This window comes from Undibacterium sp. Di26W, assembly GCF_049340265.1.
Classification (GTDB): domain Bacteria; phylum Pseudomonadota; class Gammaproteobacteria; order Burkholderiales; family Burkholderiaceae_D; genus Undibacterium.
This window is the reverse complement of the sequence record NZ_JBMPOR010000002.1, coordinates 1-24,513: the sequence shown is the minus strand read 5'-3', so window position 1 is coordinate 24,513 and position 24,513 is coordinate 1. Positions and strand designations below refer to the sequence as shown.

Genomic DNA, 24,513 nt, shown 5'->3' with positions numbered 1-24,513 from the left:
GGTTCTCAGTAACGCATACTTACGCCCCCGTCATCGCCGCAGGGCAGCCATGCCAGCTGGAACCTGCTGGTATGAATTCCCCTTTCATGACCAGAGTCAGAGCGCCCAGGCTGGCATCATCTGCCACCACCGCGCTATACAGAACGGCACTGCGCGGCCCCATGTACACACGTTCACCGATGCTGACATGATCAATTTTCATGACGCGGTCTTCAAACAAATGGGTTTGCGGACAGGCTAGCGCATTGATTTCGCTATAGGCACCAATGCTGACACAATCAAACTCGGTAATGTCGGTGGTATCCATATACACGCCACGCCCGATTTTGCAACCGAGCAAATTGAATACCAGCGGCAGCCAGGGTGTACCACGCAAATAGCGCATGAAATTCGGTACCGCTATCCCTTCATACAGATTGGTAATGCCTTCCGATAACCAGACAAACGGCGTCCACATGGGCACGCTGCTTTTCTTGTAGCGGAAAATAAGTAACCATTTCAGCGCCAGCACAAAGGCAAAACTACCAACGCCATACAGCAGGCCGGCGACCACCAGGTAATACAAAACTTCACTCCAGCGGTCATCACCGGCCAAAGGCATCAAATCCAGAACGATGGTGTAGCCGACAGCGATTACCATGGCGTGCGGCGCAATGATACGAAAAGCCTCAATCAAACCGCGGCCCAGGCGACGGATCACCGATGGACGGAAGGTCAGGTTTTCCGGAAAACCCTTGGTTTCTTCACGTGCTGGTAAATGAATCGCTGGCGAACCCAGCCAGGTGTCGCCTTCACGCATTTGCTGATTCGACGGTGCACTGCTATGCACACCGATGAGTACATTTTCCGGCAATATGGTGCCATCTGGTATATACGCCCCATTGCCGACAAAGCTGCGACGCGAAATCACGGTGGGGTGCATGCTCATCCAGCCACCATCGATTTGCTCATCCCCAAGTAATACCGCATCCGCAATAAAGGTGTCATCCCCCAGTGTCAGCATATCGGGCACCACGCCCAATGCTGTTGAAATCTCGGCACCACAACCCACCTTGGCACCCAGCAGGCGATACCAGAACGGTGCATAGACCGTGGCATAAACGCCGTGCAAGACATTCAGGCTGGATTCCTGTATCTGGTTGACCAGCCATTTGCCGCAATAGGTATTACCGTGCACAGGATAATTACCCTGTTTCAAGGTTGGTAAAATACTCCAGCGGATACCGGCAGACAGCAGCGCCGTACAGACGATCAGCACGGCGGTTGCCGGAAAGGCCAGCAAGAAGTACTTCACCAACTGAAAAATCACGGAATTGCTTTGCAGGCCAGGAAATAATTCAGAATTATCAAACCAGTCTATCGTTACAAAACTGGGGAATACCGGCATGAAGAACAATGCGCTGATGAGTAAAGAACCAAATATAAAAAAGATCGTCTCGCCCGCCAAACGCCAGGCAGAGACTTGCGGCCTGGGCGGATAGATATGCGGATCAAATGCACCTACATCGCGTGCCGGTGAACCTTTCCAGATACGCGATGCAGGGATGACCTGACCGCTGCTCAGGGCAGACTGGCCTTCAAGATGGCCAGCAGCTTCAATTTTTACATCACCTTCCAATACCGCATAAGAACCGACATAGGCTTCATCAGCCATGGTAATGGACCCCAGCAAGAGTTCGCCACGCTGTACACGGGCATTTTCAAAATTGCTGGCATTGCCGATGTTGCAGTGGTTGCCTATCTGTAGCAGATCCGGCGCACGCAAGGTGATGGAGCCTATCACTACATCCTTACCTATTTTGGCCCCGAGTGCGCGTAACCACCATGCATACAGGGATGAGCCACTGAGCATGTAAGAAGGTGCGGCTTCCACCAGCCGGTCTGCCAGCCACCAGCGATAATAGGTCCAGCCCCATAGCGGATAACGTCCGGCTTTCAGGCGGCCGGCAATCAGCCATTTGCCAGCAATGGCAACCGCAAATTCAGCCAGCGTCAGCAACAGGAATACACCCACCGACAAGACTACCGCTCTGGCGATAGAATCATCAGGATCACCGGTAAAGTAATGGTAAGCAAAAAATGGTGCCAGCCACTGCACCATGCGCATCGCCACCAGCCATGGAATGGCGATAGCCTGGCCCAGCCCACATAGCCAGCGCTTCCAGTCAGGTGCATGGGTCCATGTCGGTTTGCTGGTGCCTGATGTAGCTGCTGTAGTTGCCGCTATTGCCTGGGCCTGGCTGGCACTTTCCAGCGCTGCCAGCAGCTTGCTGATGGTGCGATGCTGGTAAATATCACTGATTCTGAAATACGCAAATTGCGGATGTTTGCGCAAAATTGAGACCAGCTTGGCCGCCATCAATGAATGGCCACCGAGGTCCGTAAAGAAATCAGACGCACGGTGAATCGCCTGACCGGGGAACAGGCTGGCCAGGGCAGGGAACAAGACTTCTTCCGTCGCTGTTTCGGCAACATCAGAATCATGATTCGCAGCCAACTTCAGCAGTTCAAGTTTTTTCAGGGCATTGCGATCAATCTTGCCCGAGGTCAGCCTGGGCATTTCAGGTAAATATTCAAAGCGGGCCGGCACCATATACACAGGCAAGGCCTTACCCAAAGTGACACGCAAATCAGCCGCATGATGGGCAAAAGCCTCTGCACCGGCATCAGCCGCTAATTGATCATTGACGATAAAGGCAACGATCTGGTCTATCTCGTCTTCTTTGCGCAGCACCACGGCCACGGCACCCACACCCGCCTGTTTCGCCAGGACGGATTCAATCTCGCCCAGCTCAACCCGGAAACCACGGATTTTTACCTGATCATCTGCCCGGCCCAGGCACTGTACTGTGCCATCTGCATTAAAACAGGCCAGATCACCGGTGCGGTACAGCCTTTCTTCATGTGGATGACTGGCCCAGGGGTTGGGCAGAAATTTTTCCGCCGTCAGATCAGGTCGCCCCAGATAACCTATCGCCACACCCGGACCAGAAATGCACAGCTCGCCAGTTTCACCTGCAGGCAGCAGGCGCAAGCCGTTTTCGACATCAGTAGCAATCACCAGCAGCGAATAATTCGGTAAAGGCTTGCCAATATTCACCACCTGGTCTGCCTGTAGCCTGGCCAGGCTGGCAGAAACACTGGCTTCCGTCGGGCCATAGGTATTGAACATTTGCCGCCCTGGCCGTGACCAGCGCTTGACCAATACCTCGGGACACATCTCACCGCCAAGATTGATCAGGCGCAGGCTGTCGACTTCATGCGTGAACAGCGCAAGCAGGGTAGGGACCGCATGCAAGACCGTAATATGATTTGCATTCAATGCCAGTGGCAATGCATCCGGATCCGCCGTAATTTCTTTGGGGGCCAACCATAAGGTCGCACCCACCAGATAACTGATCCAGATTTCTTCAAAAGACATGTCAAATGCCAATGAAAACCCTTGGTACACACGGTCATCATTGCGTATGCCCAGCACATGATTTTCGCTGCGCAGGAAGTGGCAGATACTGCCCTGATTCACCACGATACCCTTGGGTTTGCCAGTAGAACCAGAGGTGTAAATGACATAGGCTGGATCGGTGCCCTTGACCGGGCCACGTTTCAACGGGCTTGCTGCAGTCGTCGCCAGCAGGTCTTCTGCCAGCCATGGTGTGAAGCTGAGCACGCTCAGGGAATCGGCCAATGCCTGGCAACTGACGATGCCAAAGGCATTGGCATCCTGCAGGCAGACTGCGATACGATCAATCGGGGTATCCGCATCAAAAGGTAGCCAGGCCGCCCCCGATTTGGCGATAGCAGCCTGCATCACCAGCAGATTGATGCCACGCGTCAGCCACAGCCCGACAATATGCCCCGGGCGTACACCCGCAGCGATTAAAACAGACGCTACACGATCAGCATGCTCGTTTAACTGATGATAACTAAGACTGCGCTCGCCCGCGATGAGTGCCGTCTTATCTGGAAATGCTGCCGCGCTTGCCTCAAGCAAATCTGCCAGCACTTCATCACGCAAAAAATCAGGTCTTTGCTCGCCATACAAAATCTCAGGGTTTGCTATTGTGCTGCTAAACGAATGCATAAAAAATTCAAAAGAGAAAGGTCACTTAATATAGGCTAAATTTGGCCTGTTTTTGACCTGTTTGCGCCAAATACTTCCTCATGTTGAGAAATTGCAACTAAGATGCTGAGTTTAACATTTCGACACATGGTCACGCTGGTTTTAAGAGACAAGGAAGCACTGATGTTTGCGCTCGATAAAATTGGGAGACAGTATGAATGCTGTTTCGTTGTTGCGGCGCGGCAAAGTCGCCGAAGTCTCAGCTATTGAAAGTAGTCGTGGCAGGTGAGATTGTGTGATCAGCAGAAACCGCTTAGGTCGCGGTGCTTATGTGGTGTTTGGCGAAGTGACTGAAAAGCTGTGTGTATTGTAACGGTTATCTTGTTGGTAAAATTTAAATTGGTTGGTGCAATATCAACTGATGTCAGTTCACCGAAACCAAATAAGACATTTTACATGGAGATACTTGCTGCTGTTATTGCAGGGCTATCTTCGATTGCCATTAAATTATTTAACTAAATCATCCGCAGTTTTAGTCCGATGTATGACTGCCATTTCCAGCATGCACGCGATTTCGTCCCTGTGACTTGGCAAGGTAAAGTGCCTTGTCTGCGGCTTCGATCAACTCAAGGGCCTTATTATTTTCCCTGACGGGTACAAAAGCGTCTATGCCTGCGCTGACAGTGACCACGCCGGTCGAATTGCCAGCGTGTTTGAGCTCAAGTTCGTAAATGGCCTGACGTATGTTTTCCGCTACTTTCATGGCACCTGCCACATCGGTACCGGGCAATAAAATTGCTAGTTCCTCACCGCCATAACGTGCGCTCAGGTCACCCGGGCGGTGCTTGCCAGCGGCAACCACCTTGCTGATTTCACGCAGGCATTCATCGCCAGCGGCATGGCCATAGATGTCGTTGTACTGCTTGAAACAATCCACGTCTATCATGATCAATGCCAGTGAACTGGCATTGCGCATGGCCCGGCTGAACTCATCTTTCAAGGCAATATCAAACTGGCGGCGATTCGCAAGGCCCGTCAGTCCATCCTGCATGGCCAGTTTTTCCAAAGTCCGATTCAAATTTTCCAGTGACTGACGAGCCTTGGATAATTCAGCTTCTGCCTGCACACGAAGATTGATCTGCATGATCAGCCGTGATCCGATCAGGGCCAGGCCAAATACCAGGCAGCCGACACCAATAGCATGCAAAGTGGAATTCGATTTCCATTCTTCCAGCGCTTCATCTTTGGACAAGGCGGCAGACACCACCAGTGGATATTGTTCCAGTTGTCGGTAGCTATTGATGCGGGTGATGCCATCCTGGCCAGAAGTAAAGGTTTGCGTACCCACTTTGGCATAGGGGAGGTGGTCACGAAACAGCGGGAATTGTGAAATATTTCTGCCCAGGGATTTTTCTTCAAACGGGCGCCTTAACAGGACGGTGCCATCCGTTAGCGCAACATAAATCGCTCCGGTTTCGCCAATATCAAACTGCTCGTAAAACTTCTTGAAATAGTTCATGTCGATGGTCGCCAGGACAACGCCGGCAAAGCTGCCATCACTATTGTTAAAACGCCTGGTTACGGTGATGATCCATTCCCCAGTGGATTTGCTTTTGATCGGTGGGCCTATGTGCACCCCCCGGTCGGTATGCCCGCGATGATAGATGAAATATTCACGGTCAGAATTATTCGCAGTCTTGTTCAGCGTAGCCTGTGAATTGGTTACCCAGCGACCATCATGGTCGTACACAAACAAACCGTGAAGTTGCGGCAATTCCTTGACACGCTTAACCAGTAAAGAATGCAAGCGCTCAAGACTGGGTTCTGCAACACCATCCACTTCGAGTCTTTCCACCAGGCCCACCAGAACGGTATCGGCTCCTTTGATCGTATCGTAGGCATGCTGCCCTATGGAGCGAGCCAGATTCGAGGTAGCCCTCTCGGTTTCCGCCAGTTGCACCTCGCGTGCACGCCAGGTTACCCAACCCTGGACCAGAATTAAAGAAGCACAGACCAAGATCACAAATCCCGTTGCCAGCGCAGTAACAGGAAATTTTCTGGGGGCAGGTTCAGGCAGGCTGGTATTGATGGCAGTCATAGTCGTCATGAAGTGAAACCTTCCATCTGTTGGCGGTACAACCAGAAGAGCGGGAAAGCATATTGCTTCTGAAGAAGTGCAAAGGTGCCAATAATTATAGGATATATTAGTAAAAAAATATCGCCTTATTGGCGCGTCAGGAGAAAATATTTCCTGAGCGTATCATAAACATTAAAATGATACGGATTTGGTGTGGCGCAGATTGCTCACAGATTGTTTTATCGGGATTGACGCCATGATGAGGTCGGGCGACGTATTTCTTGCGAATGTCGGTTTAACGGCCTGTCTATGGATAAATTTGTTGGAGAAGGGCAATATTGTTCCTTCAAATGTAAAATTATGTTACTCTCTTCAGTTACTTAAATTTATGGCATGTTTTTGGCCGCAGTTATCACTCCTGCTCATTCAAGCCCGCGCCGAATTCTTTCTGCAATAAATATGTGCATAAAAGCTGCGCAAAATTTCTACATTAGCTAAAGACTCAAAATACAAGTGAACGCATTACCTCATCAGCCGGGAAGGCGATTTATTCGACCTTCGTCAGCAGGCTTTACATTGCTCGAATTATTGGTCGTAGTCGTCATCATCGGTTTGCTGGCTTCTTATGTGGGGCCAAAATACTTTTCACAGATCGGCAAATCCGAAGTTGCAGTCGCCAAAGCACAGATAACAGCTTTCGAGAAAGCCCTGGATACATACCGGATTGATGTGGGACGCTTCCCGACAACGGAAGAGGGTATGACAGCCTTGCTGGAGAATCCTGCATCAAATCCAAAATGGAATGGCCCTTATCTTAAAAAAGCCATTCCTTTAGATCCATGGGGGCGACCATATCACTATCAGTCACCAGCAAAAGACAAAGACTTTGACATCAGCTCTTATGGAAAAGATGGACAGGCAGGCGGTACCGGTGATGATGCCGATATTAGTAATTAAGTGCTTTGAGCGCACAGTTCTTGAAAATTAAATGGTATGCGCTACAAAGTAAGGGCATTGACTCCAGATCAACGAATTGTCGAGCAACTGCTCGATGCGCGCGATGAAAATGATGCGCGCCTTCAGATCAGGGCGCGTGGATGGGTCATATCTTCAATTCAGCAGGCCAATACGCTGCCTTTCGGAGCTTTGTTCCGCAGAGGTGCTGGCCAGGGCAAATTTTCCCTGCTTTTATTTAGCCAGGAATTGCTTGCCTTGCTCAATGCCGGCTTGACCATCGTAGAGTCACTTGAAGCCTTGTTGGAAAAAGAAAGTAATCAGGATATACGCTCAGTTCTGTCAAGGGTATTCTCCGGGCTGCAAGAAGGTAAGCGCTTTTCCCAAGTGCTGCTTGAGCAAAATGACTACTTCAGCCCTTTGTTTGTCGGCATAGTGCAAGCATCCGAACGTACCAGCAGTTTAGCGCCGTCACTATCCCGGTTCATTGAATATCAGCAGCGTATCGACGTTGTTCGCAACAAGATCATCAGCGCCATGATTTATCCCTGCATACTGTTTACGGTAGGTTCTGGCGTGACTTTTTTCCTCCTCGGGTATGTCGTGCCGCGCTTTGCCGAAGTATACCGGGGAACTGGCCGGGAACTGCCCTGGTCATCTCAACTATTACTGGACTGGGGGAATTTCGTCGCCAGTCATGGCGCAGCCATCAGCGTGGCTAGCCTGGTATTTGTTTCAATGCTTGTTTTCTTATTGGTGCGCGTATGGAAAGGTGGTGGTGCTATAGGAATCATCAGCAAGTTACCAGGCTTTGGCGAATCTATCCGAATTTACACCCTGTCCCGGCTGTACATGACTTTAGGCATGCTGCTTGATGGCGGCATCCCCATCGTTACCGCTCTGGCGACAACGAAAACAATGTTGAACGCAGATATGCAGCCAGCGTTGAAGCAGGCCAGCGACGCCATTGAGTCCGGGGTGATGTTGTCAGACGCATTTGAACGTCATCATTTGACCACTCCCATTTCACAGCGGCTTTTACGTGTTGGTGAAAGAACCGGTGAGTTAGGCAAGATGCTGACACAGTCAGCCAATTTTTATGAAGGCGAAATCAGTCGCTGGATAGATCGCTTCATTCGCAGTTTTGAACCGCTCTTGATGGCAGTGATAGGCATTATTGTTGGTGTCATTGTCGTGCTGCTGTATATGCCTATATTTAATCTAGCGGATGGTTTTTCATGAACACTGCCAACACCGTTCCCAACACTGTAAAAATAAGCAATGCCTTGCTGCAAGAGGCACGAGATTTTGCATCTTCTCACCACCTTTCCTTGTGGGATGCATTAATCCAAATAAGTCATCTGGAACCAAGACAGTTATTGGTATCGGTGGCAGTTTTATTTGACATGCGCATAGCGGAAACCGCTGATATGCTGGCTTGTGAGCCTGCATTCGATTTGTTGCCCTTGAACCGGGCCATGCAAAAACAGTGTTTGATTTTACGCGATGGCAGCAGCAAATTGTCAGGGATTATTTCAGATGCATTTGATCCAGATATTCAGGTCTTCTTGAATTCCACCGCAAAATCAGAAATACAATTTCGTCTTGCCTTAAGTTCGGATATACAAGCCTATTTGTCCAAGCAGGAAGAATCAGCAAAAACTACTGATGGGCTGGTGAACTCGACATCTCATGAAAAGCGTGAAAGCAAGGCGGCTACCAAACTCTCCTATGGCTCCATAAGCGAGGCAACCAGCCCTGCGGTCAAGTTGGTCAACGCTACTTTATACGATGCACTCAAAGCAGGGGCTTCAGACGTGCACCTGGAAAGTACCCCACAAGGACTGGCAGTGAAATATCGCATTGATGGTGTATTGGATCACATCACGTCAACGACGGGTATTTCTGATGCCGAACAAGTAATTTCAAGATTGAAAGTCTTGGCAGAGCTGGATATTTCAGAACGTCGTGTGCCACAAGACGGTAGTTTTTGCATTGAAGTGAACGATAGGGAAATTGACTTACGTCTTTCCATCATGCCCAGCATTCATGGCGAAGATGCAGTAATCCGTATTCTGGACAAGCAAGCCATGGTTGAATCCTATGGCACGTTAAGTCTTGAAGCATTGGGGTTTGATGCATCTTCCTTGGTTACCTTGCGCATATTGACGGAAGAAGCATATGGCATGTTATTGGTCACCGGTCCAACAGGATCAGGCAAAACAACTACCCTGTATGCAGCCTTGTCTGAGATACATAATGGGCGAGAAAAAATAATTACAATCGAAGACCCGGTTGAATATCAGTTGCCGGGTATCTTGCAAATACCTGTCAATGAAAAAAAAGGTTTAACCTTTGCCAAAGGCCTGCGTTCAATTTTGCGGCACGATCCCGATAAAATCATGGTCGGTGAAATTCGTGACCAGGAAACAGCGGAGATTGCCGTGCAGTCAGCCTTGACAGGTCATCTGGTGTTGACCACCGTGCATGCGAACAACGTGTTCGACGTTTTTGGACGCTTTTCTCATATGGGCATAGATCCGTATGCCTTTGTTTCTGCCTTGAATGGTATATGGGCACAACGCCTGGTGCGTATCAATTGCCCACATTGCTCGACCACTGTACCAGTGGATGAAAATATGCTTAAGCGTGTCAATCTTACGCTGGATGAAGTGCAGGGGTTCCATTTTAGAAAAGGCAGTGGTTGTGGTGACTGCAGAGGGACAGGTTACAAAGGGCGACGTGCGATTGCAGAAATACTGACATTGACTGATGAAATTCGGGAAATGATTATCGAAAAGCGTCCTATCAGGCAAATCAAGGATGCCGCTCGTCGTAACGGTACCACAACACTACGAGAAGCAGCCCTGACACTGGTACAGCGTGGTGAAACCACACTGGAAGAAATCAAAAGGATTACGCTGCATGCTTAAAGTATTTGCGTCATCCATCAGTGTCGATATTCACGCCGCCTATTTGAAATTGGTGTACAGGCCAGCGGCATGGCATCGCTCAAAAAAACTGACACCACTGCATCAGCATCAATATGCATTGAGTGCAGACGCACAGTTCAACTGGACAAACCTGCCAGAAGCATGGGGCCAAGCTTTTGATGGCTTGTCAAAAAAATCGACCCTGCTGGATTTGACGATTACTGATGATTTAGTCAAATATTTTGTTGTGCTGCCACCTGCTAACGCAAAATCCTTGCAGGACTATATGGCAGTTGCCAAGATGCGCTTTGAGTCTTTATATGGGCTACCAAGTGATGATTGGCAGATAAACGCCGATTGGCAACTTGCATCACCATCCCTGGTTTGTGCCATACCAAAGATGCTGCAAATGGCCATTTCAAATTCGACTAAAACCTGTCGTCAGCACGTATTGAGTATGCAGCCACGTTTTGTACGTATCTGGAATGACTGTCGGCATCAGTTGGCGGCGGCGGATTGGTTTGCTACCATTTTCGATCAGAGTGTGGTGCTGGCCATGATCAATGAAGGTCGGTTGCAGGCAATAAAAACGCTGATCATGCCATTGGGTAGCACGCAAGACTGGTTGTGTGCGCAAATACAGCGTGAGTCCATCTCACATCAATTGCCAATGCCCGGGCAGCTTAAATTGGTGGGCGATATACCTGCGCACTGGGCGTGTGCCAATAGTTCTACGTCAAAAACCTGGACTGTCACTAAGCTTGTTTTACCAAGCACGGATGCAAGTCCCTTGAAGGCGAAAGAGGTAGATCGTTTGCCAGCGAGAGCGGCATCATGAACATATTGCGAATTGATTTCGCGCCCAACTCCCTGGTAAGGCGCTTACATAACACGACGTTGACGACTTTTTTGTTAACGGTGCTGGTGCTGTCAATGGGCGGTATTTTGGCGTGGCGTTATACACAACTGTTGCAAAGGCAGATGGATGCAGAGGCTAAAGTGCAGTCTGTGCAAGCCGAAATAGCCAAGTTACAAGCAAATAAGAAAAAGCAGGTAGTGGTGAAACTGCCCATCGATAAAATCAACGCGGTCAATCAGGCCATTGGGCAATTGAATACACCATGGACCAATTTACTTGACGCACTGGAGAAAGCGACAACAGATAAAGCGGCTTTGTTGCAAGTAACTCCAGACATGAAAAAGGCACTGATGAAAGGAATTGCCGAAGCCAAAACCAGTGACGACATGATTGCCTATATCGAAATATTGAAGCGCCAAACTTTTTTCTCTTCGGTCGTTCTGGAAAAACATGAAATCAATGAACAAGATCCAGGCAAACCAATCCGTTTTCAATTTGAGGCGCAGTGGCAGCGTGAGGTAAAACAATGATCAGTCATCGTATCAATCGCCCACTGCAAACAAGCTTGCTAGTACAAGTCGCTTGCCGTACTTTCGGCGTGGCGAACTTGTTTCTGCTCTTGGTACTTATAGCGATTATTGTTGCCTGGTTTTGCGGCATCCCTTACACGCAAAAACAAGTCTTTCGACTTGAAGAGCGGGCGACAGAATTGAAAGATAAAAAACAATCGCAGCAGCTCGAAATGAAACAGATGGTCAGCGATGAAAATACAGTTCGCATACATCTGTTCTATGAACATTTGGGCGAAAAAAAACATGTTGAACAGCAACTCAAGACAGTGTTTTTTTTGGCAGCAGAGTCGGGTATCGCACTTAAGACCGGCGAATATCAACTATCAGAAAATAATGCAGGTCAGTATTTTACCTACCGCATACAACTGCCAGTAAAGGGTACTTACCAGCAACTGCGCAAATTTATAGAGCAAGTGCTGCTCACTATTCCCTTTGCGTCACTTGATGAAATTTCGTTCAAGCGTGAAACGATTAATGGGACGGTCATTGATTCAAAAATCGTTTTCACCTTATTTGTCACTGATGAGCCAGTACAGACTTCAGGAAATATCGAATGAAGTTAAGAAAAATCTTACTTGGCATCTGCTTGCTGGTAGCAGTCTGGTTCGCTTTTTTTGCAGACAAGACACCCGAGAATGGCATTGTTGACGCCGCCACCTCAGCAAAAGCAACAAAAAAAGAAGTCAATGTCCCAGGCAATGAAGCGATGCCCAGCAAGTCGGCGTACAGCCAGGCAGGCAAGCAAACTGATGCCAGGACAGAGAAAAAAGCTGAAACCAGCATTGCCAGCATTATTGATAGAAAAACCCTCATCTCTGGCGACTATAAGGCCAGTGACGGTTTTTTCTCTGCGCAATCGTGGGTGCCGCCTCCACCGCCAATGGTCAAGGCTCCGCCACCTCCGCCACCAACGGCGCCGCCAATACCGTTTCGTTATATCGGAAAAAGAATAGAAGAAGGAGCGACAGAAGTTTACCTGTCTTACGGTGACAAAACCTATATCGTTCAAGAGCAGAGTGTGCTTGAAGGCAGCTATAGAGTCGATTCCATCAAACCGCCTGTCATGACCTTGACTTACTTGCCCCTGAATCAGGTACAAACCATACAAATTGGTAGCGTTGATTGACGCCACCATCAGCAGATTAATTATTTATGACTTCATACTCTAGCCGTTCCTTTTTAATAGGATTTACGCAAAATTGTTACAACAAGGTGCAGCGACGAAGACAGTACTTTAGTACGGCCAGGAGCTGCAACGCAGTTGGGGCGGTTTTGCGTAAGTCCTTACGATATATGGTTGTCATCGCCGTATCCCTATCACTATGTGGCTGCGCAGCGCAGATGGCCTATCGTGAAGGGAAAGACTTTATTGCCCAGGACAAGCTTGAAGAGGGCCTGGATAAATTCAAACTTGCCATGGCAGCAGCACCTGACCAGCTTGAATATCGCAAGGCTTACCTCAAAACGCGAGAAAAAATAATCTACGACTTGTCAGAACAGGCCGACCAATCGGTCAAACTGGAAAAATACCAGGCTGCGAGAAAAAACTATCAAAGAATTTTAAGCATAGATGCAGCCAACGAACAGGCAAGGGCAGGTCTGTTGAAATTGGAGATGTTTGATCAGCATGCAGCCATATTGACTGAGGCGCAAAGTGCATATGACAAGAAAGATTTTGTACATGCACAGCAATTGCTGAAAAAAATCCTGACAGAAAACCCTATGAATGCCGGTGCCAACAGGCTGGGCAGAGTGGTGTCTGAAATGATTGCGCAGGCCCCGCAAGAAGCCAAGGTAACAAGCAATTACAAAAAGCCAATCAACATAGAATTCAGGGATGCGCCAGTAAGACAGGTTTTTGAAGTTATTTCCCGTACCTCAGGTATCAACTTTTTATTCGATCGTGATGTCAAGACCGATCAACGCACTTCCATTTTGCTAAAAAATAGCACGATAGAAGCAGCCATTCACTTTACCTTGTTGACCAATCAGTTGGAAAAACAGGTGCTCGATAGCAATACCATTCTGATTTACCCAAACACTGCAGCGAAACAAAAAGAATATCAAGAGATGATAGTCAAAAGCTTTTACCTGACCAATGCCGATGCCAAGGCAGTGTCCAGTTCACTCAAGACCATAGTAAAGACCCGTGACATTGTCGTTGATGAAAAGCTCAATATGCTGATATTGCGGGATAGCCCGGATGCAATCAAGCTGGCAGAAAAACTGATTGCCCTGCACGACGTACCAGAACCGGAAGTCATGCTCGAAGTAGAAATACTGGAGATTAAACGTACCCGTCTTTTGGACCTGGGCATACAGTGGCCAAACAGCCTTACTTTGACACCTTTGTCTGCAACCGCTGGTGGCGCACTGAATTTGCGTGATTTGCGCAGCAATATCAATCCTTCCACCATAGGTGTCGGTGTAAGCCCCGTTTCTGTCAAGGCAAGAAGAGAAACAGGTGATGCTAATTTATTGGCAAATCCACGCATACGTGCAAAAAATCATGAAAAAGCCAAAATCCTGATAGGTGAACGTGTGCCCAATATCACCACTACGGCAACATCAACAGGCTTTGTTTCAGAATCCATCAACTATATCGAAGTGGGTTTAAAACTGGATGTCGAACCCACCATTTATCTTGACAACGATGTTGGTATCAAAATTGCGCTGGAAGTCAGTAGCCTGACCAATCAACTCAAAACACAATCTGGTTCCGTGGCATACCAAATTGGCACACGTACTGCCAGTACAGTACTGCGCCTCAAAAATGGCGAGACACAAATATTGGCAGGCTTGATCAATGATGAAGAGCGTAACTCTGCCAACAAAATGCCTGGCATTGGTGAATTGCCGCTGGTAGGGCGTTTGTTCGGTAGTCAGCTTGACGACAGCCAAAAAACAGAAATCGTCTTGTCGATTACCCCGCATTTAATACGCAATATCCAGCGACCAGATGCGGTCAATGCTGAATTTCAATCAGGTACAGAAACAAGTTTCAGGGTTCGCCCAGATTTTCCTGATGCTGCAGCTACAACCATAGCGGCAACTGTTTCCAATGGTGTTGATACATCCAAAACCGCACCAAAAAATAATGCCAATGCATTGAATGGCAATGCCAATGCTGGCACCAATACAGGCAATGCAGGTGTTATCGGGCCTGGTGTTGCTGCTGCCAACTTGCCCGGCATGCCGCAACTGGGCTGGCAGGGGCCACGCAGTGTAAAAATAGGTGACATTTTTTCGCTGCAATTGATCATGCAATCGGATCAGGCGGTCACCAGTGTGCCATTAAGCCTGAGCTTTAACCCGCAAGTATTACAAGTTGTCAGCGTAAATGAAGGCATATTTTTAAAGCAGGGCGGGGCGGCAACCACCTTCAATGCGCAAATTGATCCCAACGGCCAAGTTGTTGTCACCAATGTCCGTACACTGGGCGGCGCAAGCAGCCCTGGTAGTTTGATGACAATCAATTTCCGTGCTATGGCAGCGGCTGAATCCACCCCAGTACAAGTCACATCAGTAGCGCCTGTCGGTATGACTGGCAAAGTGCTTCCCATGTCGCAGATAGCACCGGTGAACATTGAAATATTGCCTTGATTGACCAGAACAATGAAATCAAAAAATGCATTGGGTTTTACGCTGATTGAATTGCTGGTGACACTGGCAATTATCGGCGTACTAGCCAGCATTGCCGTCCCCATGGTGCAATTGTCGGCGCAACGGGGCAAAGAACAGGAGTTGCGCCTCTCCTTGAGAGAAATACGCAATGCCATCGATCAATACAAGCGACTTAGTGATGAAGGGCATATTGCCCGCAACTTCAATGCGTCGGGTTATCCACCCAGTTTGGATGTATTGGTAGACGGTTTGATTGATCAGCGTGATCCGAATCGCAAAAAGATATACCTGTTACGCAGGTTGCCGCATGACCCTATGCAAGCGAATCAAACCTTGGATGCGGCAAGTTCATGGGGTAAGCGTTCTTATGCCAGCGAAGCCAGCGACCCGCAAGAAGGCGAAGATGTCTACGACATCTATACGGTCAGTAAACAAACAGGTTTAAACGGCATCGCTTATCGCCAGTGGTGATGGTCAATATTAAAAAATAGAAGGCAGCAGGTAATGCAGAGGAAACATCCATCAATTGCAAAGTGCAGTACCGGTTTTACACTCATAGAGTTATTAGTGGTGCTGGCTATTCTTGCCCTGTTGGCGACGCTGACCATACCCAGATATTTTCAAAGTATAGACAAAGGCAAAGAAACTGTTTTGCTAGAAAACCTGCGCACCACCAGGGAAAGTATAGACAAGTTCTATGCAGACACTGCCCGTTACCCTGACAGCTTATCAGAACTGGTAGAGCGAAAATACCTGAAGGCCCTGCCAATAGACCCAATAACAGAGAGTGCATCCACCTGGCTGATCATTCCGCCAGCGGAAGGGCAGCAAGGGCAAGTCTATAACCTGCAAAGTGGCGCGCAAGGGCAGCGTGCTGATGGCAAGCCGTATCGCTCTTTATGATGCATGCCAGGCCAATCAGGATGAACAATCACCGGTCCAATTACCTATTCATGTACCGATCCGGCGGCCTGACTTATCTCAGCCTGCTGCTGATATTGGCATTATTGTCGCTTGCGGCAATGGCGACCTTGCAACTGGCTTCTTTTGCACAAAGACGGGCGGCCGAAGAAGAACTGCTTTTCATCGGACAAGAATTTCAACGTGCCTTGTTAAGCTACGCCAACGCCACGCCACCCGGTGGCAACAAGGCACCGCCATCACTGGATGAACTATTGCGCGACAAGCGCACACCCACCGTCAGGCGACATTTGCGCAAGCTATATATTGACCCCATTCGCTTGAAACCAGACTGGGGTTTGATCACTTCGCCAGACGGTAAAGGCATCGTTGGCATTCACAGCAAATCAGACCGGCAACCGATCAAGATTGCCCAGTTTCCAGTTTCAATGAGTGATTTTGAAAATAAAAAAAGCTATGAAGACTGGGTATTTAAAACGCCTTGAGGATTTTCATTACTGACTTGGCTACGGTGGAGTTTTAGTGAAGTTTTTGTTTTTCTATCAAATAATCACCTTGTGTATGAAATGTCAAGATATCCACGCGGAAATAAATTGGTAACAAAATTTAACAATAAGGACTTTTTCATAATATAATTGCATCGTTTATTTTGATAAAAATCCGAGTGCAAATGTAGCCTTAGTTTTGCGCGTGCGTGTCTTCAATCCCTTCCTGTCTCGTTGTTGTTGAGTTACATCACTATATCGATCACGGTCTAATGATCATACGTCTTTGACGTATGAGTGTCCCCTTGTGTTAAATTTTTAAATTTCGTTATGCATAAACTATTAGTACTCCTGTCTCTTTTAATGTTCGGATCCTTCGCGCATGCGTTGAGTGATACAGCTCCGCCACCGGTGTATAAATGGTCGGCAGGGGGCTTGGGTTGGGCTCTTTATGATACGCCAGAGGAGGTTTGTGATGTATCTGCAAAGGCTGATACGAGTGGATTGCACATTTTCGGTATAGCTCCAAAGGATAGTCCGTATCCACGATCGGAAAAGCAGGCTGCCTGTGTCTATAGAGATGTTAGCGGGCAAGGTTTAGCCAATTTTCAATATTGGATATTAAAAGGACCTGTATGCATGGGGGCAGGAAGCGAATTGTTCGATGACGGAGTCGCCGTCTCATGCAAATGCCCCCCCGGTAATAAGTGGTTGCCGTGGAAGCAAATATGCGCAGCACCAGACCCCAACCGTCCTGACCCGAATAAAGAACCGCCTTCTTGCCCGAATTGCGGCAACCCTATTAATCCAGCGAACGGTGCCAAGATCCAGAAGGAAGTCGATTTTGTGGTGGGCAGCAGTGGCTTGAGTTTCGAGCGTTTCTACAATGGCAGCCAATACAATGTCGATGAATCCTTGAAGCGTTTTTTTGGTCGTCGCTGGATTACGCGCTTCGACTCGGGCATACGAGAAGAACTGGTCAAGCCAGAAGGTGGCCCCAACGCCTATTGCTTCCAGAGTTGGTCGGATGATGTCACGTCTTGCTATAGCCAGTCGCAACCATTAACTGGCACCAATGTCCCTGCAATTGTATCGGTCTCCCGCCCGAATGGTGAGCGTAATGTCTTTACCATGACGAGCGGCGTTGGTGTTAGCGATGCCGATATCAGCAGCACTTTGCGTGCCGGTGTTGATGCCAACAACAATATAGTCTGGACGTTTGTGGATGCCAACACGGAAGATGTAGAGAAATACAGCGCAACTGGCAAGCTGTTATCCATCACTTCCCGTAGTGGCATTACACAAACGTTGACTTATGCTACTGGCGTCAACAATAACAGTGCCATTTACAAATGGCCTGCAGATGCGCCCGTCTGTAGCCATGTGCAAGGGGAACCTGCCGTCAATGAAGGCTCATTGTTATGTGTGACTGACAATTGGGGCAATCAAATCCAGTTTGAAACAGGCTACAAAGGCATCACCAAGGTGATCGCGCCAGACAATCAGGAATACACCTTTACTTATGATGGCCCGTCGGCAGGCTGTACCTGGCGCGACAGAGGTGAGTGGCCACATCTGGAACACAACTATACCTGCGACGCCTTGAATCTGACTGGTCTGGTATACCCGGACGGCAAGACTAAAACCTATCATTACAATGAACCAGGGTTACTCAATAGCGCGTGCCGTTTTTATTCTTACGCGAACAGTTTTTCCATGGTGAATATGCTGACAGGCATCACTGATGAGAACGGCGTCCGGTTTGCCTCCTGGGGATATGACTGCAAGGGTAATGCGACTTTATCCATGCATGCAGGCGGCGTGGAAAAAGTGGTAATTGAATATGGGTTTCAGGGAGAGGGCCATAGCACTCATGGCGTGAAATATTTTACTGGAACGAGCACCAATCCTGGTTTTAGTGGGACGGCGTATGCATATGATTGGAAACTAGGGGTTGCCAAGTACCGTGGTACGTATGACCGGTGTGCCGGTTGCCTAGCGACCAAAGGCCATGGTTACGACGCCAACGGCAATCTGACTAGTAAATACGACTGGAAAGATATCGGGACATCCTACGATTTTGATATGGCCCGTAATCTGGAGATTCGCCGTACAGACGCATTCAATACGTCGCAACCTTTAACCACAACCACCTCGTGGCATGCAACGTATCGCCTGCCAGCACAAATCAACGAACCCTTGCTGCGCACGACCTACACCTATGATGCCAAAGGTAATGCGTTGACTAAAACCACGCAGGCAACCACTGATACGAATGGCAGCCAGGGTGCGAATGCCAGCGTGACCGGTACACCCCGTGTCTGGACCTACACCTACAACAATGTAGGCCAAATGTTGACGGTAACTGGCCCACGTACCGATGTCGTAGATAGAACCACCTACACCTACGACACCAAAGGCAACCTCAGTACCGTCAGCAATGCCGCTGGTCATGTCACGACTCTCGCTAATTATGACGGCAATGGCCGCGTTGGCCAGATTACTGACCCCAATGGCTTGGTCACGACACTGAGCTACACCCCACGTGGTTGGTTAAGCCAGCGTGTGACTAACGGTGACGGCGTGTCAGAAACCACCAGCTATCAATACGATGGGGTGGGCCAGATGACCAAAGTCACCCTGCCAGATGGCAGCAGCATCAGCTACACCTATGACGACGCCCATCGCCTGATAAAAATCAACGACAGCCTGGGCAACAGCATCAACTACACCCTCGACATCATGAGTAACCGCATCAATGAAACCGTCACCGATAGCAGTGGCAACTTAACGCGTCAGGTCAGCCGTGTGTATGACACATTGAACCAATTACGCACAGTAACAGGAGCCGCACAATGAGCCGCCACCTGAACCCTGCCATCACTCCTAAAATGATGGTACTGGCCGTGGCTGCCCTGTGCAGCCAGGCCCAGGCACAAACCACCGTCTATCAGTACGATTACGACAACGTCGGCAATGTCACTAAAATTACCAACGCCAACAATGTCGCCACGCTGCAAAATTACGACGCCCACAACCGCCTGCAAACGCAGACGGATGGCAATAACAAAGTCACCGGCTATGACTATGACGGCCAGCATCGCCTGATCAGAGTCACCGATGCACGCAACCTTAGTTCCCTGTACAGTATTGACGGCCTGGGCAATCAGCTCAACCAGACCAGTCCGGATACCGGCGTCACCACGACCACCGTCGATGCCGCCGGCAATATCCTGACCCGCACCGATGCTAAAAACCAGACCACTAGCTACGTCTATGACGTACTCAATCGCATTACCCGCATCACCTATAACGATGGCAGCATCATCAACTACAGCTACGACCAGGGCGTGAATGCCAAAGGCCGCCTGACCCAGATCGCAGATGCCAACAGCACCATCCAGTACAGCTACGACAGCCGTGGTCGCATCCTGACCGATACCCGCACCATCAATGCCGTCAACTATGTGACCCGCTACCAGTATGACAACGCAGGCCGCATCAGCAGCCTGACCTATCCAAATGGCCGTAAAGTCAGCTACACCCGTGACAGCCTGGGTCGGATTACCCAGATCGACAGCAGCAAAGACGGAATAACGCTGACCCTGGTCAGCCAGGTCGTTTATCGCCCCTTTGGTGGCGTACAAAGCTATCACAACAGTGCAGGGCAAGCAGCCACACGCAGCTTTGACAATGAAGGCCGGATCGCCAGCTACACCCTCAACAACCAGGTGCAGGCAGTCACCTATGATGCGGCCAACCGCATTACCGCGATCAATGAAGTCAACAACAGCAATCGCCAGGCCAGCTATGGCTATGACAATCTTGACCGGCTGACCAGCTACACCACCCCGCAAACCAGCCAGAGTTTTACCTATGATGCCGTGGGTAACCGCAGTACCAAAACAACTGGTGCCGCCAATACCAACTATAGCTATGCCAGCACCAGCAACCGCCTGACCCAGGTTGCTGATAGCCAGAGCAATGCGATCGTCAGCGACGCCAACGGCAGCATCAACAATAACGGCAATACCCAGTTTACGTACGACACCCGGGGCCGCATGACCGCAGTCACCACCAGCATCGGTGTCGTCCAATACACCATCAATGCGCTGGGGCAGCGGGTGCAAAAGGCCGTACCGGCAAATGGCGGCAATGCCGCGACCAGTACCCTGTATCACTACGATGGCGGCGGCAAGCTCATTAGCGAACGTAGCGGGCAAAGCGATGTGGATTACATCTACCTGGGCGATATTCCTGTAGCAGTCATCAAGTAAAGCAGCGCATTTCTGCCCCTGACTAATCAATTAGAAAAAGCAAAAGCATGAATTCAACTTTACAAACCGTGCGTAGGGCATGGGGCAGCTTGCAACTGTCAGCAATGGGTGTTGTCCTGTTGAGCTGCTTCGCAGTTCCAGGTGTGCAAGCTCAAACCACCACACCGCCGACCATCAGCCTGGCACCAGCCGTATTGCAGACCACTCAGGCGGCTCCTGCCAATGGCAACTTCATCGCCCCGGCCAGCATCAGCCTGACCGCCACGGCAACAGCCGTCAGTGGCAGCAGCATCAACCAGGTGCAGTTCTATCAGGGCACGACACTGATCGCCACAGCGAGTGCACCGACCATAGCCAACGGTAACAGCTATAGCGTCAACTGGACAAATGTCACTGCCAACAGCTATAGCGTCACCGCCAAAGCGACTGACAGTGCCAACGCCACCGCGACCAGCACACCGGTCACTGTGAATGTCATCAACAACAGTCCGCCCACGGTCAGCATGACGGCCAACCCGGCGAGTGCAACAGCACCGGCGACTATCATCCTGAATGCGACTGCGACAGATACTGACGGCACGATTGCCAAGGTGGAATTCTTCAATGGCGCAACGACTATTGCGACAATAACCACAGCCCCATTCACCACTAACTGGGCGAATGTTGCCCAGGGCACCTATAGCATCACAGCCAGGGCGACGGACAACCTTGGGGCAATCACCACCTCAGCAGCGGTACCGGTGAGTGTGACGGCGAACGTACCGAAGGCGTATGACATTCATAGTGACCAGATCAACACACCGCGTGTGATCACGGATGCGAATGGTAATGAAGTCTGGCGTTGGGATAGTGCACCGTTTGGGGAAACGGTACCGAACGAGCAACCGACGACAGCCACCAACAAGTTCACGTTTAACCTGCGCTTCCCGGGACAGTACTTTGATGCGGAGACGAATCTGCACTATAACTACTACAGGGATTATGATCCGCAGGCAGGGAGGTATGTGGAGAGTGATCCGATTGGACTTAGAGGTGGATCAAATACTTATGCCTATGTCAAAGGTGATCCGGTTAGTAATATTGATCCTAAAGGACTTAGGCCATTAACTCCATGGGAGAAGTGTAAACTTTGGCCATTTCTCCCAGAAAGAGATTTAGGAAGTACAGATATTCATATCGGAGAAATGCCTTGGTACGCACCTAACTGGGCAACAGGTATTACACGAGGCAATGACATTTACTTCCGTAACCCAAACCAAAGTTTTGTCACAAACGAAGATTTGGCATTGCTAGGCCACGAAGTAGTACATGTTGGACAGTATGCCGATGGAATGACTTGGGCTAGTTATTTGTGGGACAGTCAGAATGGATATGAAAAGAATCAGAAAGAGATTGACGCATATGCCTATCAAGCTGTAATACTTAATTCGCTAAATAATGGCGATAAAAAGGGGGAGAAAAATTGCACAAAAGAATGTCCGCGGTAGCGATTCTGTTTTCTTTATTTGGCTGTATATCAGGTAATGCTGAAGTATCAAACCGGCAGGATTATCTTAACTACTTCCGTATGTCGATAACAGAGCAGATAAAGCAATTCAAAAAATATAGCCTTGATGAGCAATATAATCTATTCCTTTTTGGAAATCAGGTCATGCACCCGCCTGCGATTTATCTTGCTCACACCTTTGCAGAACAGGGACCGCAAGTAATTCCATTGTTGCAAAAAAAATTAAAAGTCACGCAAGACGAATTAACCATACGTGACATCACAGCGGTTTTCTTGGAATTTTCGCGTCTGAAGACTTATGATTTCTCAAAGGATGCCGACTTGATGAAGTTATTAAAGAAAAAAACTGGTGATATGCACGAAGGTTGGAAAAAAGTCACATTAGAAATGGTGTCTGAAATTGAATCGTAAGCACCTCATCAGCACCGTCTGTACACCAGCATAAAAAACCCTCAAAGTAGTTCCCGTTAGATTTTAGCGGGAGCTACTTTGGAATTGCTAGACACACCCATCCGCAGGAAGCGGCGCCCCAACCAAAGCCGGGGTCAAAAGCCGGGGTCAGGTCTTACATTCATACATTTCTTAAAAAACATGCTATACTTTTAGCATGGTAAGACCACTAAGATTAGAGTTTGCAGGTGCTTTGTATCACGTCACTTCCCGGGGAGACAGGCGTGAGGATATTTATTTGGATGAGGTGGACAGGCAAGAGTGGTTGACGGTGTTAACCGAGGTATGTGACCGCTTCAACTGGGTGGTACATGCGTACTGCGAGATGAGCAATCATTACCATCTGCTGGTGGAAACCATCGATGGCAATTTATCGCGTGGTATGCGCCAGCTTAATGGCTTGTATACCCAGCGTTTTAATCGTCGTCACAAACAAGTCGGGCATTTGTTCCAGGGCAGGTACAAAGCTATTCTGATACAAAAAGAAGCGCATTTATTGGAGTTGACGCGCTACATTATTCTTAATCCAGTACGTGCCGGGATGGTGAATTTGCCAGAGCAATGGCACTGGAGTAGCTATGATTTTTGCGTGCGTGACCAGCATGCCCCGCCGTGGCTGGATACAGACTGGTTATTGGGGCAGTTTGGCGTTAAACGTAAACAGGCCAGGGTGGCCTATGCCAGATTTGTATTGGATGGGCTGGGTTTAGCTTCACCTTTGCTGGCAACCCGGCACCAACTGCTGCTGGGGGATGATGCGTTTGTCGAAAAATACCAGCATCAATTGCGCCCTGAAGACCTCAAGGATGTCTCTATCGCGCATCGACGTGCTATTTCTTTGCCATTGCATGCCTATCAGGAAAACTTCACCGACCGCAATGAGGCCATGGCCCAGGCGTATCGGTCAGGCGCTTATTCCATGGCTGAAATTGCAGCCTTTTTCTCTGTTCACTACGTCACTGTCAGCAGGGCAGTACGGGCATTTGAAGCAAAATGCTGACAGTAGACTTGTGTCGATTTCACGCCTTCTTTAAAGACTTTCGCGAGAATGAAGGTCGGAGACAGGCAGGTCTTATACTCACACATTTCCTTGGCGTAGAATTGTCGTAATGTAAGACCTGACCCCTTTTTTTCATCTGCTGTAAGTCGAATAGGGGGGGATCTCATTAAATCGACGCGTATGGATACAGCCTTTGATCAGCCACACATTGTGGTTTTTGGTCCGGCGAAGGTCGTTGATAAATATGCGAGTGACATACTTAAGGCATGTCCTAAAATTGACATGATCACAGAAGCCATAGGTGCAGCACATATCGTCGCATTTAAAGATAGAAAAGAAACTTCCAAGCTGCATTTACCTGAATGGCACGAATTTGAGCCTGATCGGGATTTTGATATAACTTAATTGCTGCTGCCTTGTTCGATGTTCTATTGACCGATATCATTCCGCCTAACGAGGGTGTCCAGAATTTTGTGTAAACGGTTTTCCCTTTTTTCCGAGAGAACAAAAATGGCCTATTTTTCAACAATCAATTCTGGCTATCAATCCAATCCCAATGACTGGGTTGAATTCTTGAATTGCGTATCTCAAAAAAGTAAATACGGTATTGAAAATAAATTATTTGAGAAAAAAGATGATAAATTCTGGGCGCAAATAGAAGCAGATGTGAGCTTCCCTCGGTAATTAGTTCACCATCAGGTGACTGTCATGCAGCCAGATTCTCTTGATTTTGTTTCTTCATCCAGTCTTCCAGATATTGAACCGGCGAGCGATAACCTAATGTTGAGTGCTGG

General features: G+C 48.8%; 20 protein-coding genes. 18 read left to right on the top strand and 2 right to left on the bottom strand.

Annotated elements, in window-relative coordinates; genetic code table 11:
• Nucleotides 1-19: 19 nt before the first annotated feature.
• The gene (locus ACO0LM_RS02500) at nucleotides 20-4,081 is read right to left on the bottom strand and encodes a Pls/PosA family non-ribosomal peptide synthetase (protein WP_423034044.1); all 4,062 of its coding nucleotides are present in this window, start codon (nucleotides 4,079-4,081) and stop codon (nucleotides 20-22) included.
• A 511-nt stretch (nucleotides 4,082-4,592) separates the two neighbouring features.
• Nucleotides 4,593-6,167 (bottom strand): sensor domain-containing diguanylate cyclase, encoded by a 1,575-nt coding sequence (locus tag ACO0LM_RS02495; RefSeq protein WP_423034042.1) that lies wholly within the window; start codon nucleotides 6,165-6,167, stop codon nucleotides 4,593-4,595.
• Nucleotides 6,168-6,650: 483 nt separating this feature from the next.
• On the opposite strand from ACO0LM_RS02495, the gene gspG reads away from it, so the two are divergent.
• The 18 genes from gspG (at nucleotide 6,651) to ACO0LM_RS02405 (ending at nucleotide 24,403) form a co-directional block, all read left to right on the top strand.
• On the top strand, nucleotides 6,651-7,094 hold the full coding sequence (gene gspG, locus ACO0LM_RS02490) for a type II secretion system major pseudopilin GspG (RefSeq protein ID WP_423034040.1): 444 nt from the start codon (nucleotides 6,651-6,653) through the stop codon (nucleotides 7,092-7,094).
• 36 nt (nucleotides 7,095-7,130) lie between these two features.
• The gene (locus ACO0LM_RS02485; RefSeq protein WP_423034038.1) at nucleotides 7,131-8,333 is read left to right on the top strand and encodes a type II secretion system F family protein; all 1,203 of its coding nucleotides are present in this window, start codon (nucleotides 7,131-7,133) and stop codon (nucleotides 8,331-8,333) included.
• The gene (locus ACO0LM_RS02480) at nucleotides 8,330-10,024 is read left to right on the top strand and encodes a GspE/PulE family protein (RefSeq protein ID WP_423034036.1); all 1,695 of its coding nucleotides are present in this window, start codon (nucleotides 8,330-8,332) and stop codon (nucleotides 10,022-10,024) included. Before ACO0LM_RS02485 ends, ACO0LM_RS02480 begins: the two co-directional genes overlap by 4 nt.
• Before the next feature lie 184 nt (nucleotides 10,025-10,208).
• Complete coding sequence (locus ACO0LM_RS02475; protein ID WP_423034034.1) at nucleotides 10,209-10,862, top strand: hypothetical protein; 654 nt, start codon at nucleotides 10,209-10,211, stop codon at nucleotides 10,860-10,862.
• Complete coding sequence (locus ACO0LM_RS02470) at nucleotides 10,859-11,413, top strand: hypothetical protein (protein ID WP_423034032.1); 555 nt, start codon at nucleotides 10,859-10,861, stop codon at nucleotides 11,411-11,413. The genes ACO0LM_RS02475 and ACO0LM_RS02470 overlap by 4 nt, the downstream gene beginning before the upstream one ends.
• A complete protein-coding gene (gene pilO, locus ACO0LM_RS02465) occupies nucleotides 11,410-12,012 on the top strand; it encodes a type 4a pilus biogenesis protein PilO (protein ID WP_423034030.1) in 603 nt (200 codons plus the stop codon). Before ACO0LM_RS02470 ends, pilO begins: the two co-directional genes overlap by 4 nt.
• Complete coding sequence (locus ACO0LM_RS02460; RefSeq protein ID WP_423034028.1) at nucleotides 12,009-12,581, top strand: hypothetical protein; 573 nt, start codon at nucleotides 12,009-12,011, stop codon at nucleotides 12,579-12,581. The genes pilO and ACO0LM_RS02460 overlap by 4 nt, the downstream gene beginning before the upstream one ends.
• Nucleotides 12,582-12,796: 215 nt before the next feature.
• Nucleotides 12,797-15,058: a secretin N-terminal domain-containing protein gene (locus ACO0LM_RS02455; RefSeq protein WP_423034026.1), complete on the top strand. Its 2,262-nt coding sequence runs from the start codon at nucleotides 12,797-12,799 to the stop codon at nucleotides 15,056-15,058.
• Between the two features lie 12 nt (nucleotides 15,059-15,070).
• On the top strand, nucleotides 15,071-15,550 hold the full coding sequence (locus ACO0LM_RS02450; protein ID WP_423034024.1) for a type II secretion system protein: 480 nt from the start codon (nucleotides 15,071-15,073) through the stop codon (nucleotides 15,548-15,550).
• A gap of 33 nt (nucleotides 15,551-15,583) precedes the next feature.
• A complete protein-coding gene (locus tag ACO0LM_RS02445) occupies nucleotides 15,584-15,982 on the top strand; it encodes a prepilin-type N-terminal cleavage/methylation domain-containing protein (RefSeq protein WP_423034022.1) in 399 nt (132 codons plus the stop codon).
• A 20-nt stretch (nucleotides 15,983-16,002) separates the two neighbouring features.
• The gene (locus ACO0LM_RS02440) at nucleotides 16,003-16,485 is read left to right on the top strand and encodes a type II secretion system protein (protein WP_423034020.1); all 483 of its coding nucleotides are present in this window, start codon (nucleotides 16,003-16,005) and stop codon (nucleotides 16,483-16,485) included.
• Nucleotides 16,486-17,142: 657 nt separating this feature from the next.
• The gene (locus ACO0LM_RS02435; protein WP_423034018.1) at nucleotides 17,143-19,344 is read left to right on the top strand and encodes a DUF6531 domain-containing protein; all 2,202 of its coding nucleotides are present in this window, start codon (nucleotides 17,143-17,145) and stop codon (nucleotides 19,342-19,344) included.
• Nucleotides 19,341-20,762 (top strand): hypothetical protein, encoded by a 1,422-nt coding sequence (locus ACO0LM_RS02430; RefSeq protein ID WP_423034016.1) that lies wholly within the window; start codon nucleotides 19,341-19,343, stop codon nucleotides 20,760-20,762. Before ACO0LM_RS02435 ends, ACO0LM_RS02430 begins: the two co-directional genes overlap by 4 nt.
• Nucleotides 20,763-20,809: 47 nt before the next feature.
• Nucleotides 20,810-22,249, top strand: a complete 1,440-nt coding sequence (locus tag ACO0LM_RS02425) for an RHS repeat-associated core domain-containing protein (RefSeq protein WP_423034014.1) — start codon at nucleotides 20,810-20,812, stop codon at nucleotides 22,247-22,249.
• Entirely contained in the window at nucleotides 22,237-22,680 is a 444-nt protein-coding gene (locus tag ACO0LM_RS02420) for a hypothetical protein (protein ID WP_423034012.1), read from the top strand. The genes ACO0LM_RS02425 and ACO0LM_RS02420 overlap by 13 nt, the downstream gene beginning before the upstream one ends.
• A 196-nt stretch (nucleotides 22,681-22,876) precedes the next feature.
• Complete coding sequence (locus tag ACO0LM_RS02415; protein ID WP_423034010.1) at nucleotides 22,877-23,719, top strand: transposase; 843 nt, start codon at nucleotides 22,877-22,879, stop codon at nucleotides 23,717-23,719.
• 180 nt (nucleotides 23,720-23,899) lie between these two features.
• A complete protein-coding gene (locus ACO0LM_RS02410) occupies nucleotides 23,900-24,124 on the top strand; it encodes a hypothetical protein (protein ID WP_423034008.1) in 225 nt (74 codons plus the stop codon).
• A gap of 105 nt (nucleotides 24,125-24,229) precedes the next feature.
• Complete coding sequence (locus tag ACO0LM_RS02405; RefSeq protein WP_423034006.1) at nucleotides 24,230-24,403, top strand: hypothetical protein; 174 nt, start codon at nucleotides 24,230-24,232, stop codon at nucleotides 24,401-24,403.
• The last annotated feature ends 110 nt before the right edge of the window (nucleotides 24,404-24,513 follow it).

What these genes read in the sequence shown, in the direction of transcription:
- ACO0LM_RS02500 (WP_423034044.1), bottom strand. Translation starts at nt 4,081, where the DNA reads ATGCATTCGTTTAGCAGCACAATAGCAAACCCTGAGATTTTGTATGGC.
- ACO0LM_RS02495 (WP_423034042.1), bottom strand. Translation starts at nt 6,167, where the DNA reads ATGACGACTATGACTGCCATCAATACCAGCCTGCCTGAACCTGCCCCC.
- ACO0LM_RS02485 (WP_423034038.1), top strand. Translation starts at nt 7,131, where the DNA reads ATGCGCTACAAAGTAAGGGCATTGACTCCAGATCAACGAATTGTCGAG.
- ACO0LM_RS02480 (WP_423034036.1), top strand. Translation starts at nt 8,330, where the DNA reads ATGAACACTGCCAACACCGTTCCCAACACTGTAAAAATAAGCAATGCC.
- ACO0LM_RS02470 (WP_423034032.1), top strand. Translation starts at nt 10,859, where the DNA reads ATGAACATATTGCGAATTGATTTCGCGCCCAACTCCCTGGTAAGGCGC.
- pilO (WP_423034030.1), top strand. Translation starts at nt 11,410, where the DNA reads ATGATCAGTCATCGTATCAATCGCCCACTGCAAACAAGCTTGCTAGTA.
- ACO0LM_RS02460 (WP_423034028.1), top strand. Translation starts at nt 12,009, where the DNA reads ATGAAGTTAAGAAAAATCTTACTTGGCATCTGCTTGCTGGTAGCAGTC.
- ACO0LM_RS02455 (WP_423034026.1), top strand. Translation starts at nt 12,797, where the DNA reads ATGGCCTATCGTGAAGGGAAAGACTTTATTGCCCAGGACAAGCTTGAA.
- ACO0LM_RS02450 (WP_423034024.1), top strand. Translation starts at nt 15,071, where the DNA reads ATGAAATCAAAAAATGCATTGGGTTTTACGCTGATTGAATTGCTGGTG.
- ACO0LM_RS02445 (WP_423034022.1), top strand. Translation starts at nt 15,584, where the DNA reads ATGCAGAGGAAACATCCATCAATTGCAAAGTGCAGTACCGGTTTTACA.
- ACO0LM_RS02440 (WP_423034020.1), top strand. Translation starts at nt 16,003, where the DNA reads ATGAACAATCACCGGTCCAATTACCTATTCATGTACCGATCCGGCGGC.
- ACO0LM_RS02430 (WP_423034016.1), top strand. Translation starts at nt 19,341, where the DNA reads ATGAGCCGCCACCTGAACCCTGCCATCACTCCTAAAATGATGGTACTG.
- ACO0LM_RS02425 (WP_423034014.1), top strand. Translation starts at nt 20,810, where the DNA reads ATGAATTCAACTTTACAAACCGTGCGTAGGGCATGGGGCAGCTTGCAA.
- ACO0LM_RS02420 (WP_423034012.1), top strand. Translation starts at nt 22,237, where the DNA reads ATGTCCGCGGTAGCGATTCTGTTTTCTTTATTTGGCTGTATATCAGGT.
- ACO0LM_RS02415 (WP_423034010.1), top strand. Translation starts at nt 22,877, where the DNA reads ATGGTAAGACCACTAAGATTAGAGTTTGCAGGTGCTTTGTATCACGTC.
- ACO0LM_RS02410 (WP_423034008.1), top strand. Translation starts at nt 23,900, where the DNA reads ATGGATACAGCCTTTGATCAGCCACACATTGTGGTTTTTGGTCCGGCG.
- ACO0LM_RS02405 (WP_423034006.1), top strand. Translation starts at nt 24,230, where the DNA reads ATGGCCTATTTTTCAACAATCAATTCTGGCTATCAATCCAATCCCAAT.